This is a genomic window from Sphingopyxis sp. Soil_C_28, assembly GCF_057657055.1.
The window spans coordinates 1-1,219 of the sequence record NZ_JBDGJE010000006.1; the positions used below are offsets into that span (position 1 = coordinate 1).

Genomic DNA, 1,219 nt, shown 5'->3' on the forward strand with positions numbered 1-1,219 from the left:
GACATGCCCCTGCGCCGCGCCGCCATTGTCGCCCCGATTCGTACTGCCGTCGGCAAGTTCGGGGGTTCGCTTTCGTCGATGACGGCTGGCGAGCTTGGCGCGGTGATCCTGAAGGCGCTGGTCGAGCGGACGAAGATCGACCCGGCGCGCGTCGACGATGTCGTCTTTTCGCAAGGCTATGGCAATGGCGAGGCGCCGAGCATCGGGCACTGGTCCTGGCTCGCTGCGGGCCTGCCGATCGAGGTGCCGGGGTATCAGCTCGATCGCCGTTGCGGCTCGGGACTGCAGGCGGTCGTCAACGCCGCGATGATGGTCCAGACGGGCATGTCCGACGTCGTCGTCGCGGGCGGCGTCGAATCGATGTCGAACGTCGAGCATTATTCGACCGATATTCGCAAAGGCGTGCGCGCCGGCAATCTGACGCTCCACGACCGGCTGACGCGCGGGCGGCTGATGTCGCAGCCGGTCGAACGGTTCGGGGTGATCAGCGGCATGATCGAGACCGCCGAAAATCTGGCGAAGGATTATGGCATCGGACGCGAGGCGTGCGATGCCTATGCCGCGCGCAGCCATCAGCGCGCCGCGGCCGCCTGGGCGAACGGGCTGTTCGACGACGAGCTGGTTCCGGTATCGGTGCCGCAGAAGAAGGGCGATCCGATCGTCTTTGCCCATGATGAAGGTTACCGCGCCGACGCGACGCCGGAAACGCTGGGCAAGCTGCGCCCCCTCGAAGGCGGCGTCGTCACTGCGGGCAATGCAAGCCAGCAGAATGACGCCGCGGCGGCATGCCTCGTCGTCGCCGAAGACAAGCTGGAGGAACTCGGGCTGGAACCGATCGCCTGGTATCACAGCTCGGCCGCGGCGGGCTGCGATCCCAGCCGCATGGGAATCGGGCCGGTGCCGGCGGTCGAACGGCTGTTCGCGCGCAATGGGCTTGGCTGGGGCGACATCGACCTTGTGGAACTCAACGAAGCCTTCGCGCCGCAGGTGCTCGCGGTGCTCAAGGGCTGGGGCTGGTCCGACGACGATAGCCGCAACGAGATATTGAACGTCAACGGGTCGGGCATTTCGCTCGGCCACCCGATCGGTGCCACCGGCGGGCGCATCCTCGCCAACCTGACCCGCGAACTGGTGCGTCGCGACGGGCGTTACGGGCTCGAGACAATGTGCATCGGCGGCGGTCAGGGCATCGCCGCGATCTTCGAACGCGCCGCCTGAC

The 1,219-nt window shown here is 67.1% G+C and carries 1 protein-coding gene; it reads left to right on the plus strand.

Annotated elements, in window-relative coordinates; genetic code table 11:
• The first annotated feature begins 3 nt into the window (after positions 1–3).
• Positions 4–1,218 carry an acetyl-CoA C-acetyltransferase gene (locus AC3A43_RS19850; protein ID WP_487794307.1) on the plus strand — a complete coding sequence of 405 codons (1,215 nt, stop codon included), beginning with the start codon at positions 4–6 and terminating at the stop codon, positions 1,216–1,218.
• Position 1,219 lies beyond the last annotated feature (1 nt).

Coding starts and splice junctions, on each gene's coding strand:
- AC3A43_RS19850 (WP_487794307.1), top strand. CDS start 4: ATGCCCCTGCGCCGCGCCGCCATTGTCGCCCCGATTCGTACTGCCGTC.